12 protein-coding genes and 1 tRNA gene are annotated in these 15,119 nt (G+C 64.6%); all 13 read left to right on the forward strand.

Annotation, left to right across the window (positions count from 1 at the left end; all coding sequences use genetic code 11):
* Window positions 1-20: 20 nt before the first annotated feature.
* Window positions 21-785, forward strand: coding sequence for an ABC transporter ATP-binding protein (locus PTT45_RS10455; RefSeq protein WP_043310739.1), 765 nt, complete (start codon window positions 21-23; stop codon window positions 783-785).
* 17 nt (window positions 786-802) lie between these two features.
* Window positions 803-1,789 carry a GlxA family transcriptional regulator gene (locus PTT45_RS10460; RefSeq protein WP_273813163.1) on the forward strand — a complete coding sequence of 329 codons (987 nt, stop codon included), beginning with the start codon at window positions 803-805 and terminating at the stop codon, window positions 1,787-1,789.
* Between the two features lie 872 nt (window positions 1,790-2,661).
* Window positions 2,662-3,882 carry an aspartate aminotransferase family protein gene (locus tag PTT45_RS10465; protein WP_273813164.1) on the forward strand — a complete coding sequence of 407 codons (1,221 nt, stop codon included), beginning with the start codon at window positions 2,662-2,664 and terminating at the stop codon, window positions 3,880-3,882.
* A 181-nt stretch (window positions 3,883-4,063) separates the two neighbouring features.
* Window positions 4,064-5,080: an arginine/ornithine succinyltransferase subunit alpha gene (aruF, locus tag PTT45_RS10470; RefSeq protein WP_273813165.1), complete on the forward strand. Its 1,017-nt coding sequence runs from the start codon at window positions 4,064-4,066 to the stop codon at window positions 5,078-5,080.
* Between the two features lie 66 nt (window positions 5,081-5,146).
* Window positions 5,147-6,172 carry an arginine N-succinyltransferase gene (gene astA / locus PTT45_RS10475; protein WP_273813166.1) on the forward strand — a complete coding sequence of 342 codons (1,026 nt, stop codon included), beginning with the start codon at window positions 5,147-5,149 and terminating at the stop codon, window positions 6,170-6,172.
* Window positions 6,169-7,632 carry a succinylglutamate-semialdehyde dehydrogenase gene (gene astD / locus PTT45_RS10480; RefSeq protein WP_273813168.1) on the forward strand — a complete coding sequence of 488 codons (1,464 nt, stop codon included), beginning with the start codon at window positions 6,169-6,171 and terminating at the stop codon, window positions 7,630-7,632. The genes astA and astD overlap by 4 nt, the downstream gene beginning before the upstream one ends.
* On the forward strand, window positions 7,632-8,978 hold the full coding sequence (astB, locus tag PTT45_RS10485; RefSeq protein ID WP_273813170.1) for an N-succinylarginine dihydrolase: 1,347 nt from the start codon (window positions 7,632-7,634) through the stop codon (window positions 8,976-8,978). Before astD ends, astB begins: the two co-directional genes overlap by 1 nt.
* Window positions 8,979-8,993: 15 nt before the next feature.
* Window positions 8,994-9,281, forward strand: coding sequence for a topoisomerase II (locus PTT45_RS10490; RefSeq protein WP_273813171.1), 288 nt, complete (start codon window positions 8,994-8,996; stop codon window positions 9,279-9,281).
* A 14-nt stretch (window positions 9,282-9,295) separates the two neighbouring features.
* Window positions 9,296-10,288, forward strand: coding sequence for a succinylglutamate desuccinylase (gene astE / locus PTT45_RS10495; protein WP_273813172.1), 993 nt, complete (start codon window positions 9,296-9,298; stop codon window positions 10,286-10,288).
* Window positions 10,289-10,461: 173 nt separating this feature from the next.
* Window positions 10,462-13,086: an alanine--tRNA ligase gene (gene alaS / locus PTT45_RS10500; protein WP_273813173.1), complete on the forward strand. Its 2,625-nt coding sequence runs from the start codon at window positions 10,462-10,464 to the stop codon at window positions 13,084-13,086.
* Window positions 13,087-13,188: 102 nt separating this feature from the next.
* Window positions 13,189-14,427, forward strand: coding sequence for an aspartate kinase (locus tag PTT45_RS10505; protein WP_273813175.1), 1,239 nt, complete (start codon window positions 13,189-13,191; stop codon window positions 14,425-14,427).
* A gap of 184 nt (window positions 14,428-14,611) precedes the next feature.
* Window positions 14,612-14,797 (forward strand): carbon storage regulator CsrA, encoded by a 186-nt coding sequence (gene csrA / locus PTT45_RS10510; protein WP_003244478.1) that lies wholly within the window; start codon window positions 14,612-14,614, stop codon window positions 14,795-14,797.
* A gap of 62 nt (window positions 14,798-14,859) precedes the next feature.
* Window positions 14,860-14,950 (forward strand) — tRNA-Ser (locus tag PTT45_RS10515).
* The last annotated feature ends 169 nt before the right edge of the window (window positions 14,951-15,119 follow it).

Raw genomic sequence — 15,119 nt, forward strand, 5'->3', positions numbered from 1 at the left:
CGATATCGAGAGCCGAGACCATGTACAAACTCGAAATCCAGGATCTGCACAAACGCTACGGCGACCACGAAGTGCTGAAGGGCGTATCGCTGGCCGCCAAGGCGGGCGACGTGATCAGCATCATTGGCTCGTCGGGCTCGGGCAAGAGCACCTTCCTGCGCTGCATCAACATGCTCGAGCAGCCCTATGGCGGCAAGATCCTGCTCAACGGCGAAGAGCTCAAGCTGGTGAAGAACAAGGACGGCGCCCTCAAGGCTGCCGATGCCAAGCAGCTGCAGCGCATGCGCTCGCGCCTGTCCATGGTGTTCCAGCACTTCAACCTGTGGTCGCACATGAGCGCCCTGGAGAACGTCATCGAGGCGCCCGTGCATGTGCTCGGCGTGCCGAAGAAGGAAGCCATCGAGAAGGCCGAGCATTACCTGGCCAAGGTCGGCGTGGCCCATCGCAAGGGTGCCTATCCGGCGCACATGTCCGGTGGTGAGCAGCAGCGCGTGGCCATCGCCCGTGCCCTGGCCATGGAGCCGGAAGTCATGCTGTTCGACGAGCCGACTTCGGCGCTCGACCCCGAGCTGGTCGGCGAAGTGCTGCGCGTGATGCAGGACCTGGCCCAGGAAGGCCGCACCATGGTGGTGGTGACCCACGAGATGGGCTTCGCCCGCGAGGTGTCCAACCAGCTGATCTTCCTGCACAAAGGTCTGGTGGAAGAAACCGGTTGCCCGAAAGAGGTGCTGGCCAATCCGCAGTCCGAGCGCCTGAAGCAGTTCCTTTCCGGTAGCCTGAAGTAAGCACTAGACTGCCAGCCATGACGTCCACTGCCCACTGCATCGGTTTCCTCATCTGGCCGCAGACCAGGCCCACCACCCTGGCCCTGGCCGAGGAGGCCCTGCGCGTGGCGCAGCGCGTCCATCCGGACGTGTCCTACGAGCTGCGTTTCCTGCAGGCCGAGGCGCCACAGCCTGGCGCCTGGCAGCTGCCGGGCGAGCCTTGGTCCGGGCGCCTGGACGGCTGCCAGAAACTGTTCCTGCTGGCCGACGAGCCGCCGACCCAGGTCGCGCCGCCGCTGGCGCAGGCCCTCAAGCAACTGGCGCGTGGTGGCGTGCTGCTCGGCGGCTTGTCCGCTGGCGTTTACCCGCTGGCCCAACTGGGCCTGCTCGACGGCTATCGCGCCGCCGTGCACTGGCGCTGGCAGGACGATTTCACCGAGCGTTTCCCCAAGGTCATCGCCACCAGTCACCTGTTCGACTGGGATCGTGATCGCCTCAGCGCCTGTGGCGGTCTGGCCGTGCTCGACCTGCTGCTGGCCGTGCTGGCCCGCGATCATGGCGCCGAACTGGCGGGGGCGGTGAGCGAGGAGCTGGTGGTCGAGCGCATCCGCGAAGGTGGCGAGCGCCAGCGGATTCCGCTGCAGAACCGCATCGGCTCCAGCCATCCGAAGCTGACCCAGGCCGTGCTGCTGATGGAAGCCAACATCGAAGAGCCGCTGACCACCGACGAAATCGCCCAGCATGTGTGCGTGTCGCGGCGTCAGCTGGAGCGGATCTTCAAGCAGTACCTCAATCGCGTGCCGAGCCAGTACTACCTGGAGTTGCGTCTGAACAAGGCGCGCCAGTTGCTGATGCAGACCAGCAAGTCGATCATCCAGATCGGGTTGTCCTGTGGCTTCTCTTCGGGGCCGCACTTCTCCAGCGCTTACCGCAACTTCTTCGGCGCTACTCCGCGGGAAGATCGCAACCAGCGCCGCAGCGCCAGTCCGTTTGAGATCGCTCCGGCTTCTGTCGAGCGCGGGTAACCGTTTTGGGGCTCCGCGCCGTTGCCGTTTGCTGCGTTGATTGATGCTTTCTGTTCCGCCCTGCTGGGCGGGTCACTTTTGCCAGTCGCGGCAAAAGTAACCAAAAACGCTTGCCCCGCCATCCGGCCCTACGCTTCGCTCCGGGTTCGTTCGCTCCATCGCCGCTCCAGGGGCGCGCCGCGAAGGGCCATCCCTGGCCCATCGCGCCTCTCGCGGCATCCATGCCGCTCAACCCCTTCCGCGACGATTCTGCTCACCCTTCTGAAGGGGCGTTTGGAGCTGCCTGACGGCTTTGCGTTTCTTTTCCCGCGCTTCGCGTGGGCCTGATCGATTAAAGAAGAGCTACCAGGCAACTCGGAGTCCGAGTCCCCGTCAGTAGGCCGACTGGAGGTGCTGCGTAGGGGGACGCGAGGCAGGACGCCGAGCGAGGAACGAAGGGACAGGGATGTCCCTTCGTGACGGCCCCCGGAGCGGCACCGGAAGGAGGGGAGTCGAGCGCAGCGAGACCCGAATGTCGGGGTGCCCTTCTCTTTGGTTACTTTCTCTTGGGCAAACAAGAGAAAGTAACTCGCCGTACAAGGCGAAACCTGTAGCGGCGAGCCGAGGAAAGCGCCAAGTCTGAATTAAGGGCTTGTTGCCGCTGCTGCATGGGCTCAGGAAATAAAGTCGCAGCCGGAGAGGGGAGAATTGCTCGCGCAGCGTTTAAACTGCGCAATTCCGGTGCTTTCTGTCGCATTGCCGAAAGCCCAGGAAATCCGCGGGTTGCCGCTGTAAGAAGTTGTCGCATGGCGACAATGCGGGCCCGTGGGCAGCCCCTACAATCCTTTCATCACCTGCCATTAGTGCGGTGTTCCTTGTTCAGGAGAGCCCCGATGTCCGTTCAGCACGATCCGGTGCAACGCGCCGATTTCGATCAGTATCTGGTCCCCAACTATGCCCCCGCCGCCTTCATTCCGGTGCGTGGTCAGGGCTCCCGAGTCTGGGATCAGAGTGGTCGCGAGCTGATCGACTTCGCCGGTGGCATCGCCGTCAACTCGCTGGGTCACTGCCACCCGGCGCTGGTCAAGGCACTGACCGAGCAGGCCAACACCCTGTGGCACATCTCCAACGTGTTCACCAACGAGCCGACCCTGCGTCTGGCCCACAAGCTGGTGAATGCGACCTTCGCCGAGCGCGTGTTCTTCTGCAACTCCGGCGCCGAGGCCAACGAGGCCGCGTTCAAGCTGGCCCGTCGCGTCGCCCATGACCGTTTCGGTCCGGAAAAGCACGAGATCATCGCCGCGCTCAACAGCTTCCACGGCCGCACCCTGTTCACCGTCAGCGTCGGTGGCCAGCCCAAGTATTCCGATGGCTTCGGTCCGAAGATCGAGGGCATCACCCACATCCCGTACAACGACCTGGATGCCCTCAAGGCGGCCATCTCCGACAAGACCTGCGCCGTGGTGATCGAGCCGATCCAGGGCGAGGGCGGTGTGCTGCCGGCCGATCAGGCCTACCTGGAAGGCGCCCGTGCCCTGTGCGACCAGCACAACGCGCTGCTGGTGTTCGACGAAGTGCAGAGCGGCATGGGCCGTACCGGCGAGCTGTTCGCCTACATGCACTACGGCGTCACCCCGGACATCCTCTCCAGCGCCAAGAGCCTGGGTGGCGGCTTCCCCATCGGCGCCATGCTCACCACCACCGAGCTGGCCAAGCACCTGGCCGTCGGCACCCACGGCACCACCTACGGCGGCAACCCGCTGGCCTGTGCGGTGGCCGAGGCGGTACTGGATATCGTCAACACCCCGGAAGTGCTGGGTGGCGTCAAGGCCAAGCATGCCCAGTTCAAGCAGCGCCTGCAGGCGATCGGCGAGAAGTACGGCATCTTCAGCGAGATCCGCGGCCTCGGCCTGCTGCTCGGCTGTGCCCTGACCGATGCCTGGAAGGGCAAGGCCAAGACCGTGCTCGACGCCGCCACCGCCGAAGGCGTGATGGTGCTGCAGGCCGGTCCGGATACCGTTCGTTTCGCCCCAAGCCTGGTGGTGGACGACGCCGACATCAACGACGGCCTGGATCGCTTCGAACGCGCCGTGGCCAAGCTGGTCCAGGGCTGATCCACGATCGGTAGCGGCGGCGCAGGGTTGCGCCGCCGGTTCTTTTCAGGACGAAACGTTCCATGCGTGATCGGAGCCACGCTCCGGTCTTTCTCCAGAGGGCTGCCTGAAGCCTTTTGGAGCTTTTATTCGAAAGTCGTTCCGCACTGGCGGGACACAGTTTTTGGAAAGGAGTAGCGCCATGCTGGTGATGCGCCCCGCGCAGATGTCCGACCTTGCTGAAGTGCAGCGTTTGGCTGCCGACAGCCCGGTGGGCGTTACTTCGCTGCCCGACGACGCCGGCCGCCTGAGCGACAAGATCGCCGCGTCCGAGGCGTCCTTCTCCGCCGAGGTCAGTTTCAACGGCGAGGAGAGCTACTTCTTCGTGCTCGAGGATGCCGTCACCGGCAAACTGGTCGGCTGCTCGGCCATCGTCGCCTCGGCCGGCTACTCGGAGCCGTTCTACAGCTTCCGCAACGAGACCTTCGTGCACGCCTCGCGCGAGCTGAAGATCCACAACAAGATTCACGTCCTCTCGCTGTGCCATGACCTCACCGGCAACAGCCTGCTGACCAGCTTCTACGTGCAGCGCGACCTGGTCGAGACGCCGTCTGCCGAGCTCAACTCGCGTGGCCGCCTGCTGTTCATGGCCGCCCACCCCGAGCGCTTCGCCGATGCGGTGGTGGTGGAGATCGTCGGCTACAGCGACGAGAGCGGCGACTCGCCGTTCTGGGACGCGGTGGGCCGCAACTTCTTCGACATGAGCTACACCGACGCCGAGCGCCTGTGCGGGCTGAAGAGCCGCACCTTCCTCGCCGAGCTGATGCCGCATTACCCGATCTACGTGCCATTGCTGCCCGACAGCGCCCAGGAAGCCATGGGCCAGGTCTACAGCCGCGCCCAGGTGACCTTCGACATCCTGATGCGCGAAGGCTTCGAGACCGACCACTACATCGACATCTTCGATGGCGGCCCGACCCTGCACGCGCGCACCTCGGGCATCCGCTCCATTGCCCAGAGCCGCGTGGTGCCGGTGCGTATCGGCGAGCCGGGCAAGGGCGGGCGCCAGTATCTGGTGAGCAACGGCCAGCTACAGGACTTCCGCGCCATCATCGCCGACCTCGACTGGGTGCCCGGCAAGCCGGTGACCCTGAGTGCCGAGGCGGCCGAGGCACTGGGTGTGGGCGAGGGTGCCAGCGTACGTTTGGTGGCGGTTTAAGCATTCACTCCTTCTCCGCTGGAGAAGGGCGGCCCCGCGTGCGACGGGGCGTATCCCGGAGGATTTATGATCGTTCGTCCCGTCCGTAGCGGCGACCTGTCGGCGCTGATCGACCTGGCCCGCAGTACCGGCACCGGCCTGACCACCCTGCCGGCCAACGAGGAGCGCCTGGCGCACCGGGTCGGCTGGGCGGAGAAAGCCTTCAGCGGCGAGGCCGAGCGTGCCGACGCCGACTACCTGTTCGTGCTCGAGGACGATGATGGCAAGGTCGTCGGCATCTCCGCCGTCGCCGGCGCCGTGGGCCTGCGCGAGCCCTGGTACAACTACCGGGTCGGTCTCACCGTCAGCGCCTCCCAGGAGCTGAAGATCCACCGCGAGATCCCCACGCTGTTCCTGGCCAACGACCTGACCGGCAACTCCGAGCTGTGCTCGCTGTTCCTGCATGCCGACTACCGCAGCGGCCTCAACGGTCGCCTGCTGTCCAAGGCGCGCTTCCTGTTCATGGCCGAGTTCCGTGAGCTGTTCGGCGACAAGGTGATCGCCGAGATGCGCGGCATGTCCGACGCCGCTGGCCGCTCGCCGTTCTGGGAGAGCCTGGGCCGGCACTTCTTCAAGATGGAGTTCAGCCAGGCCGACTACCTCACCGGTGTCGGCAACAAGGCCTTCATCGCCGAGCTGATGCCCAAGTTCCCGCTGTACAGCTGCTTCCTCTCCGAGGAGGCGCGCGCCGTCATCGGCCGCGTGCACCCGGATACCGAGCCGGCGCTGGCCATGCTCAAGGGCGAGGGCTTCAGCTACCAGGGTTACGTCGACATCTTCGACGCCGGCCCGGCCATCGAGGTGGAGACCGACAAGATCCGCGCCGTGCGCGACAGCCAGACTCTGGTGCTGGCCGTGGGCACGCCGGGCGACGACGCCATCCCTTACCTGATCCACAACCGCAAGCGTCAGGACTGCCGCATCGCCGCCGCCTCGGCGCGGGTGGCCTCTGGCACGCTGGTAGTCGATCAGCAAACCGCCAAGCGCCTGCACCTGAGCGCCGGCGCCCAGGTACGCGCGGTGGCGCTGTCGGCCAAGGAGAGCAAGCAATGACGACTCATTACATCGCCGGCCACTGGCAGGCGGGGCAGGGCGAGGCCCTCGATTCGCTCAATCCGGTGACCCAGGAATCCGTGTGGAACGGCCAGGGCGCCAATGCCGCCCAGGTCGAGCAGGCCGTGGCCGCCGCCCGCGCCGCGTTTCCGGCCTGGGCGCGTCGCCCGCTGGATGAGCGCATTGCCGTGCTCGAGCAGTTCGCCGCCACCCTGAAGAACCATGCCGACGAACTGTCCCGCGCCATCGGCGAGGAAACCGGCAAGCCGCTGTGGGAGTCCGCCACCGAGGTGACCAGCATGGTCAACAAGGTCGCCATCTCCATCCAGAGCTACCGTGAGCGCACTGGCGTGAAGAGCGGCCCGCTGGCCGACGCCACCGCCGTGCTGCGCCACAAGCCGCACGGTGTGGTCGCGGTGTTCGGCCCGTACAACTTCCCTGGCCACCTGCCCAACGGCCATATCGTGCCGGCACTGCTGGCCGGTAACGCCGTGGTGTTCAAGCCCAGCGAGCTGACCCCCAAGGTCGCCGAGCTGACCGTGAAGTGCTGGGTCGAAGCCGGCCTGCCGGCGGGCGTGCTCAACCTGGTGCAGGGCGCCCGCGAGACCGGTGTGGCCCTGGCCGCCAGCGCCGGTATCGACGGCCTGTTCTTCACCGGCTCCAGCCGCACCGGCAACCTGCTGCACAGCCAGTTCGCCGGCCGCCCGGACAAGATCCTGGCGCTGGAGATGGGCGGCAACAACCCGCTGGTGGTCGACCAGATCGCCGATGTCGACGCCGCCGTGTACACCATCATCCAGTCCGCCTTCATCTCGGCCGGCCAGCGCTGCACCTGCGCCCGTCGCCTGCTGGTGCCGGTCGGCGCCTGGGGCGATGCCCTGCTGGCGCGCCTGGTAGCGGTGGCCGCGACCATCAAGGTCGGCGCCTTCGACGAGCAGCCGGCGCCGTTCATGGGCTCGGTGATCTCACTCGCCGCCGCCGAGCACCTGCTCAAGGCCCAGCGCCAGCTGATCGAGCGCGGTGCGGTATCGCTGCTCGACATGTCGCAGCCGCTGGCCAATGCCGCGCTGCTGACCCCGGGCATCCTCGACGTGACGGCCGTCGCCGAGCGCATCGACGAAGAGTTCTTCGGCCCGCTGCTGCAGGTGATCCGCTATGACGGCTTCGACGCCGCCATCGCCGAGGCCAACGACACCCAGTACGGCCTGGCCGCGGGCCTGCTGTCGGATTCCGCCGAGCGCTACCAGCAGTTCCTGATCGAGAGCCGCGCCGGCATCGTCAACTGGAACAAGCAGCTGACCGGCGCCGCCAGCAGCGCGCCGTTCGGCGGCGTGGGCGCCTCCGGCAACCACCGCGCCAGTGCCTACTACGCGGCTGACTACTGCGCCTACCCGGTCGCCTCGCTGGAAAGCGAAACCCTGAGCCTGCCCGCCACCCTGACCCCGGGAGTGAGTCTGTGATGTCCGCCTATGAGATGAACTTCGACGGCCTGGTCGGTCCGACCCACAACTACGGCGGCCTGTCGTACGGCAACGTGGCGTCGCAGAGCAACAGCCAGGCGGTCTCCAGCCCGAAGGAAGCGGCCAAGCAGGGCCTGGGCAAGATGAAGGCGCTGATGGACATGGGCTTCAAGCAGGGCGTGTTCGCCCCGCAGGAGCGCCAGGACGTCGCCGCGCTGCGCAGCCTGGGCTTCACCGGCACCGATGCCGAGGTGATCGCCAAGGCCGCCAAGGAATCCATGCCGCTGCTGGCCGCCGTCAGTTCGGCCTCCAGCATGTGGACTGCCAACTCCTGCACCGTCAGCCCCAGCGCCGACACCGCGGACGGCCGCGTGCACTTCACTGCCGCCAACCTCAACTGCAAGTTCCACCGCTCCATTGAGCACCCGACCACCAGCCGCGTGCTGCGCGCCATGTTCAACAACGAACAGCACTTCGCCCATCACGCCGCGCTGCCGGCCGTGGGCCAGTTCGGCGACGAGGGCGCGGCCAACCACACGCGCTTCTGCAAGGGCTATGGCGATGCCGGCGTGGAGTTCTTCGTGTTCGGCCGCAGCGCCTTCGACAGCCGCTTCCCGGCGCCGTCGCGCTACCCGGCGCGGCAGACCCTGGAAGCCTGCCAGGCGGTAGCCCGTCTACACGGCCTGGGTGAGGCGGGTGTGGTCTACGCTCAGCAGAACCCTGCCGTGATCGATCAGGGTGTGTTCCACAACGACGTGATCTCGGTGGGCAACGGCGAGGTGCTGTTCTATCACCAGGACGCCTTCCTCGACACCGACAAGGTGCTGGCCGAGCTGGGCGAAAAGCTGGCTCGTCGTGGCGGTAACTTCCAGGCCGTACGCGTGCCGGGCAGTGCGGTGAGCGTGGACGACGCGGTGCGTTCCTACCTGTTCAACAGCCAGCTGCTGAGCCGCGCCGACGGCGGCATGCTGCTGATCGTGCCGGAGGAGTGCCGCAACAACGCCAACGTGTGGAACTACCTGAGCGAGCTGACCAGCGGTAACGGCCCGATCCGTGAGGTAAAGGTGTTCGACCTCAAGCAGAGCATGCAGAACGGCGGCGGCCCCGCGTGCCTGCGCCTGCGCGTGGCGCTCAAGGAGCAGGAGCTGGCCGCGGTCAACCCGGGTGTGGTGATGACCCAGGAACTGTTCGGCACCCTGAATACCTGGGTCGACAAACACTATCGCGACCGTCTGGCGGAAAGCGATCTGGCCGACCCGCAATTGCTGGTCGAATGCCGCACAGCATTGGATGAACTGACGCAGATCCTTAAACTGGGCTCGGTTTACCCATTCCAATTGGCTTAACAGAGTACTGATTCCATGTCCGACGCCCTGCAACTCATCCTCGAAGACACCGACGGCACCCAGCTGGAAACTTCCTGCACCCGCTTTGCCGTGATCTGGCAGGGCAAGGAAGTGTGGATCCAGCAGGCTGGCAACGGTCAGCTGCTGATCGGCGTCGACGTCGAGGAAGGCGATGCCGAGTACGCCAACCTGCTGCTGCGTCCCCTGGCGACCAACCTGGTCAGCCTGCAGCTGGAAATGGAGCCCGCCGAGGTGGGTGACGAAGACGACGACCACGTTCACGGTCCCGACTGCAACCACTGAGGGTTACCTCCGTCATGCTCGCCCTCGGCAAACTGCTCGAACTCACCCTGGCCGGCCGCGAGCCGACCGAGAAGATTCAGCTAACCCGCGAGGGCGCGCGCCTGCACTGGCTGGGCGAGGGCGTGCTGGAAGTGACGCCGACCGCCCACGACGACAGCGGCCTCGACCTGCTGCTGTCGGCCGGCATCCATGGCAACGAGACGGCGCCGATCGAGCTGCTCGATCGCCTGGTGCAGGGGGTCGCTTCCGGCCAGTTGCTGCCCAAGGCACGCATTCTCTTCCTGTTCGGTAACCCCGAGGCCATGCGCCGCGGCGAGCGCTATATGGAGCAGGACATCAACCGCCTGTTCGATGGCCGCCACGAGCAGAGCAGCGGCTTCGAGGCGCTGCGCGCCAACGAGCTGGAGCGCCATGCCGCCGCTTTCTTCAGCAAGGACGGCAGGGCGCGCCTGCACTACGACCTGCACACCGCGATCCGTGGTTCGAAGATCGAGCAGTTCGCCCTCTATCCCTATGTCGAAGGCCGCGAGCACTCGCGCGCCGAGCTGGCCCGCCTGCGCGCCGCCGGCATCGACGCGGTGTTGCTGCAGCGCAAGACCGGCATCACCTTCAGCTCCTACACCTACGCGCGCCTGGGCGCCGAGGCCTTCACCCTGGAGCTGGGCAAGGCGCGGCCATTCGGGCAGAACCAGCTGGTCAACCTGGACCTGCTGGAGAAGCGCCTGCGCGAACTGGTGGAGAATTGCGAGCCGGAAACCGACTCGCCGGACGGCATGCAGCTGTTCGCCGTGTCGCGCGAGGTGATCAAGCACAGCGATGCCTTCAAGCTGCACCTGCCGACCGATATCGAGAACTTCACCGAACTCGAGCCAGGCTTCCTGCTGGCCGAGGACATCGCCGGCACCCGCTGGCTGGTGGAAGAGCAGGGCGCGCGCATCATCTTCCCCAATCCCAAGGTCAAGAACGGCCTGCGCGCCGGCATCCTGATCGTCCCGACCGAGCTCTGAGCGCTTCGCCCCTGCATGAGGGGGGCTTGAGCGTCTGCCGTGAACGGCAAGGCGCTCGATAGTCGTTTTCTATCCAAAATCCCCGTAAACGGGCTGTCCCTACCGCGAGAGGCCGATATAATGCGGCCCTTTGCCGGCTTTTGCCGTGGTCGCCGTTTGCCTGGATGAAATAGATGAAAAGCGCAGAAATCCGTGAAGCCTTCCTCCGCTTCTTCGAAGAGAAGGGGCACACCCGCGTCGCCTCCAGTTCGCTGATCCCGGCGAACGACCCGACCCTGCTGTTCACCAACGCCGGCATGAACCAGTTCAAGGACTGCTTCCTCGGCCTGGAAAAGCGCGCCTACACCCGCGCCACCACCAGCCAGAAGTGCGTGCGTGCCGGCGGCAAGCACAACGACCTGGAAAACGTTGGCTACACCGCGCGCCACCACACCTTCTTCGAGATGCTGGGCAACTTCAGCTTCGGCGACTACTTCAAGCACGATGCCATTTCCTATGCCTGGGAGTTCCTGACCAGCGACAAGTGGCTGAACCTGCCGAAGGAGAAGCTCTGGGTCACCGTCTACGCCACCGACGACGAGGCCTACGACATCTGGCACAAGGAAGTCGGCATCCCGGCCGAGCGCATGATCCGCATCGGCGACAACAAGGGCGCGCCGTACGCTTCCGACAACTTCTGGGCGATGGGCGATACCGGCCCGTGCGGCCCTTGCACCGAGATCTTCTTCGACCACGGCGACCACATCTGGGGCGGCCCGCCCGGCTCGCCGGAAGAAGACGGCGACCGTTACATCGAGATCTGGAACAACGTGTTCATGCAGTTCAACCGCACCGCGGATGGCGTACTGCACGCGCTGCCGGCGCCGAGCGTGGATACCGGCATGGGCCTGGAACGCATCAGCGCCGTGCTGCAGCACGTCAACTCGAACTACGAGATCGACCTGTTCCAGAGCCTGCTCAACGCCGCGGCCAAGGCCATCGGCTGCGCCAACGAAGGCCAGGCCTCTCTGAAAGTGGTTGCCGACCACATTCGCTCCTGCGGCTTCCTGATCGCTGACGGCGTGACTCCGTCCAACGAAGGCCGTGGCTACGTGCTGCGCCGCATCGTGCGTCGCGCCTGCCGTCACGGCAACAAGCTGGGCGCCAAAGGCAGCTTCTTCTACCAGATCGTCGCCGCGCTGGTGGCCGAGATGGGCGAAGCCTTCCCTGAACTGAAACAGCAGCAGGCGCACATCGAGCGCGTGCTGAAAACCGAAGAAGAGCAGTTCGCCAAGACCCTGGAGCAGGGCCTGAAGATCCTTGAGCAGGATCTGGCCGACCTCAAGGGCAGCGTCATTCCTGGCGACGTGGTGTTCAAGCTGTACGACACCTACGGCTTCCCGGTCGACCTGACTGGCGACATCGCCCGCGAGCGCGAGCTGACCCTCGACGAGGAAGGCTTCGAGCGTGAGATGGAAGCCCAGCGTGAGCGTGCCCGTTCCGCCAGCTCCTTCGGCATGGACTACAACAGCCTGGTCAAGATCGACGTCGATACCCAGTTCCTCGGCTACGAGGGCACCACTGGCAGCGGCAAGATCGTCGCACTATTCAAGGCCGGCGCCGCCGTCGACAGCCTCGCCGAAGGCGAGGAGGGCGTGGTCGTGCTGGACCAGACCCCGTTCTACGCCGAATCCGGTGGCCAGATCGGTGACAGCGGTTACCTTGAGAGCGCTGGCGTACGCTTCGACGTGCGCGACACCACCAAGGCCGGTGGCGCCTTCCTGCACCACGGCGTGGTTGCCAAGGGCGGCCTCTCCGTCGGGACTTCGCTGAAGGCTGAGGTCGATGCCTCGGTACGCCAGGCCACCGCGCTGAACCACTCCGCTACTCACCTGCTGCACGCCGCGCTGCGTCAGGTGCTGGGCGAGCACGTCCAGCAGAAGGGCTCGCTGGTCGACAGCCAGCGCCTGCGCTTCGACTTCAGCCACTTCGAGGCGATCAAGCCCGAGCAGCTGAAGCAGCTGGAAGAGCTGGTCAACGCCGAGATCCGCAAGAATTCCGCGGTCGAGACCGAAGAAACCGATATTGAAACCGCCAAGGCCAAAGGCGCCATGGCGCTGTTCGGCGAGAAATACGGCGATGACGTGCGCGTGCTGACCATGGGTGGCGGCTTCTCTGTCGAGCTGTGTGGCGGTACCCACGTATCGCGCACCGGCGACATCGGACTGTTCAAGATCACCAGCGAAGGCGGCGTGGCCGCTGGCGTGCGCCGTATCGAAGGCGTTACCGGTGCTGCGGCGCTGGCCTGGCTGAATGGCGCGGAAGAGCAGCTGAAAGAAGCCGCCGCGCTGGTCAAGGGCAGTCGCGACAACGTGCTGGACAAGCTGTCCGGCCTGATTGAGCGCAACCGTCAGCTGGAAAAAGAGCTGGAACAGCTCAAGGCCAAGGCCGCCAGCGCTGCCGGCAACGACCTGGCTGGCTCGGCCGTGGACGTGAAGGGCATCAAGGTGCTGGCTTCGCGTCTGGACGGTCTGGACGGCAAGGCCCTGCTGGCCATGGTCGACCAGCTGAAGAACAAGCTGGGTAGCGCGGTGATCCTGCTCGGCGGCGTGTTCGAGGACAAGGTGGTGCTGGTTGCCGGCGTCACCCAGGACCTGACCGGCAAACTCAAGGCGGGCGATCTGATGCGTCAGGCTGCTGCGACTGTTGGCGGCAAGGGCGGCGGTCGCCCGGACATGGCCCAGGGCGGCGGCGTCGATGCCGGCAAGCTGGACGAGGCGCTGGCGCTGGCGGCGAGCTTCGCCGAACAGGGCCTCTAATTGCGTTGAAAGCGGGGCCTGCAGTGCGTCCGGCGGGCCTTGGCAGTGTGACCCGTTGTGGGTTTAATGGGCGCCCTTCGAGGAATCAGGCGGTTTTTTGACATGGCTTTGATCGTACAGAAGTTTGGGGGCACCTCCGTCGGCACTGTTGAGCGTATTCAGCAGGTGGCCGACAAGGTGAAGAAGTTCCGCGAAAACGGCGATGACATCGTCGTCGTGGTCTCTGCCATGAGTGGCGAGACCAACCGCCTGATCGATCTGGCCAAACAGATTACCGACGGGCAGCCGGTACCGCGTGAACTCGACGTGATGGTATCCACCGGCGAGCAGGTGACCATCGCCCTGCTGGCCATGGCCCTGATTCAGCGCGGTGTGCCGGCGGTGTCCTACACCGGCAATCAGGTGCGCATCCTGACCGACAGCGCTCACACCAAGGCGCGCATCCTGCAGATCGACGATCAGAAGATCCGTGCTGACCTCAAGGCTGGTCGCGTGGTCGTGGTCGCCGGTTTCCAGGGCGTGGACGAGGAGGGCAACATCACCACTCTCGGTCGCGGCGGCTCCGACACCACCGGCGTGGCCCTGGCTGCGGCGCTGAAGGCCGATGAGTGCCAGATCTACACCGACGTTGATGGCGTCTACACCACCGATCCGCGCGTGGTGGCCAAGGCCCAGCGCCTGGACAAGATCACCTTCGAAGAGATGCTGGAAATGGCCAGCCTCGGTTCCAAGGTGCTGCAGATTCGCTCGGTGGAGTTCGCCGGCAAGTACAACGTCCCGCTGCGCGTGCTGCACAGCTTCCAGGAGGGTCCGGGCACCCTCATTACCCTTGATGAAGAGGAATCCATGGAACAGCCGATCATCTCCGGCATCGCCTTCAATCGCGACGAGGCCAAGCTGACCATTCGTGGCGTACCGGATATCCCCGGCGTGGCCTTCAAGATCCTCGGTCCGATCAGTGCCGCCAATATCGAAGTGGACATGATCGTGCAGAACGTGGCGCACGATAACACCACCGATTTCACCTTCACCGTGCATCGCAACGACTACCAGAGCGCCATGGGCGTGCTGGAAAACACCGCGCGTGAGCTGGGTGCTCGTGAGGTGATCGGCGACACCAACATCGCCAAGGTCTCCATCGTCGGCGTCGGCATGCGCTCCCACGCGGGTGTTGCCAGTCGCATGTTCGAGGCACTGGCCAAGGAAACCATCAATATCCAGATGATCTCCACCTCGGAAATCAAGGTTTCCGTGGTTATCGAGGAGAAGTACCTGGAACTGGCCGTGCGCGCCCTGCACACTGCCTTCGAGCTCGACGCTCCGGCCCGACAGGGCGAGTGATGCTTTATAAGAAAGGCGCGGTCTTCCGCGCCTTTCGTTTTTCTGGCCGTGCGGTAAAGGACTTTTCTTTTGTCCGCGCTGGTCAATACTGGGTGAAGGCGCTGCACTTGATATGTGCGGAGCTGCCACCATTTTATTTCTTGCAGACTGTTGTCCCGAAATTTGAATCCGTAAGGAGAAAGGAATGCTGATTCTGACTCGTCGGGTCGGAGAGACCCTGATGGTGGGTGACGATGTCACCGTCACAGTGCTGGGCGTTAAAGGTAATCAGGTGCGTATTGGCGTTAACGCTCCCAAGGAGGTTGCCGTGCACCGTGAGGAGATTTACCAGCGCATCCAGAAAGAGAAGGGCGACGAACCAAGCCACTAATTTTTCTCGAAATTTTGTCTTTGCAAACGGGGAAAACATGGTTATCATGCGCCCCGTGTTGCGGAGAGGTGGCCGAGTGGCCGAAGGCGCTCCCCTGCTAAGGGAGTACACCTCAAAAGGGTGTCGGGGGTTCGAATCCCCCCTTCTCCGCCATTATTTAGTGTTATAGAGATGTCAGTGGTTAGTTCGATAAGTTGTTGAAAGTTATCGAAAAAAGCAATTGACGAAGAATTAAGAGTCTCTATAATGCGCGCCCTACACGCACTCATAGCTCAGCTGGATAGAGTACCCGGCTACGAACCGGGCGGTCGGAGGTTCGAAT

The sequence above is a fragment of the Pseudomonas sp. Gutcm_11s genome, from assembly GCF_028649395.1.
In the GTDB taxonomy this organism is placed as follows: domain Bacteria; phylum Pseudomonadota; class Gammaproteobacteria; order Pseudomonadales; family Pseudomonadaceae; genus Aquipseudomonas.

Coding starts and splice junctions, on each gene's coding strand:
- PTT45_RS10455 (WP_043310739.1), top strand. CDS start 21: ATGTACAAACTCGAAATCCAGGATCTGCACAAACGCTACGGCGACCAC.
- PTT45_RS10460 (WP_273813163.1), top strand. CDS start 803: ATGACGTCCACTGCCCACTGCATCGGTTTCCTCATCTGGCCGCAGACC.
- PTT45_RS10465 (WP_273813164.1), top strand. CDS start 2,662: ATGTCCGTTCAGCACGATCCGGTGCAACGCGCCGATTTCGATCAGTAT.
- aruF (WP_273813165.1), top strand. CDS start 4,064: ATGCTGGTGATGCGCCCCGCGCAGATGTCCGACCTTGCTGAAGTGCAG.
- astA (WP_273813166.1), top strand. CDS start 5,147: ATGATCGTTCGTCCCGTCCGTAGCGGCGACCTGTCGGCGCTGATCGAC.
- astD (WP_273813168.1), top strand. CDS start 6,169: ATGACGACTCATTACATCGCCGGCCACTGGCAGGCGGGGCAGGGCGAG.
- astB (WP_273813170.1), top strand. CDS start 7,632: ATGTCCGCCTATGAGATGAACTTCGACGGCCTGGTCGGTCCGACCCAC.
- PTT45_RS10490 (WP_273813171.1), top strand. CDS start 8,994: ATGTCCGACGCCCTGCAACTCATCCTCGAAGACACCGACGGCACCCAG.
- astE (WP_273813172.1), top strand. CDS start 9,296: ATGCTCGCCCTCGGCAAACTGCTCGAACTCACCCTGGCCGGCCGCGAG.
- alaS (WP_273813173.1), top strand. CDS start 10,462: ATGAAAAGCGCAGAAATCCGTGAAGCCTTCCTCCGCTTCTTCGAAGAG.
- PTT45_RS10505 (WP_273813175.1), top strand. CDS start 13,189: ATGGCTTTGATCGTACAGAAGTTTGGGGGCACCTCCGTCGGCACTGTT.
- csrA (WP_003244478.1), top strand. CDS start 14,612: ATGCTGATTCTGACTCGTCGGGTCGGAGAGACCCTGATGGTGGGTGAC.